Origin of the sequence: Lentilactobacillus parafarraginis DSM 18390 = JCM 14109, from assembly GCF_001435895.1 — a bacterium.
In the GTDB taxonomy this organism is placed as follows: Bacteria; Bacillota; Bacilli; order Lactobacillales; family Lactobacillaceae; genus Lentilactobacillus; species Lentilactobacillus parafarraginis.
Genome location: NZ_AZFZ01000180.1, coordinates 1 through 1,033 on the forward strand (window position 1 = coordinate 1; position 1,033 = coordinate 1,033).

Here is a 1,033-nt window from a genome sequence, read left to right on the forward strand (position 1 = left end):
GGCAAATTCTATAATTAATCCGAACAGAAATTAAAAAGCCCAAAGCAATCACTTACAATGGTAGTAGCTAATTCCAACCAATATAGGGAGTGATTACTTTGGGTACATCTACTTTATCACGTTTTCAACGTGGCGCACTAGCACAACTGGTCAATGAGGGGAATAAATCTTACCAAGTAATGGCTGACGCCTTAGGCGTCGCCAAAGCTACGATTAGCTATGAGTTGGACCGGGTTAAACCTTATGATCCAGAATTAGCTCAGCAAGATGCAGATCGCAAAAGGCGGAATTGCGGTCGTCGTTCGATGCTGACGGCAGCATTAGCGACTTTAATTACCAATCACTTACGATTAACCTGGTCACCAGAAACCGTTGCGGCCGCTTATAACTTGAGCACTGCGTCAATTTATAATTGGCTTAATCGTGGCTGGCTCCCCTTCAAATTGACTGATCTACCCAATCGGAATGTCCGCCAGCACCGAGTGAGCGAAAATCGTGGGAAATTTACAAGTGGGACTTCCATCGAACAACGGCCAACAACTGTTAATCAACGGTTAGCTTTTGGTCATTGGGAAGTAGATACGGTGCTTTCTAGTCGAAGTGAGTCACGATCATGTCTGGTTACATTCGTAGAACGTAAGACCCGACTTCTATGGGCCATCAAAGCCCCTAATAGAACGGCTAAGGCTCTAAACACCGCCTTTGGCAAGTTTATGGGGGCCTTCGGTCCCCAAGTAAAATCCATTACTGTTGATCATGGTAAAGAGTTTGCCAATTATCAGGCCTTAGAACAGGATTATCAGATCAAAGTTTATTTTTGCCATCCATATTCACCATGGGAGCGAGGTTCCAATGAATATTTTAATAGACGGTTACGCTGGTTCTTCCCGAAAAAGACCGATTTTAGCCAAGTAACGACTGATGAGATCCTAGCAGCACTTGAACTAATTAATCAACGACCATTAAAAATACATCATCAACAGACTGCCATTGAAAGATTCCGGGCTTGTTCGGATTAAACTTGTAATTTGCC

1 protein-coding gene is annotated in these 1,033 nt (G+C 43.5%); it reads left to right on the top strand.

The features are described 5' to 3' along the window. Nucleotides 1–98: 98 nt before the first annotated feature. A complete protein-coding gene (locus FD47_RS14610) occupies nucleotides 99–1,019 on the top strand; it encodes an IS30-like element ISLsa1 family transposase (protein WP_056980850.1) in 921 nt (306 codons plus the stop codon). Nucleotides 1,020–1,033 lie beyond the last annotated feature (14 nt).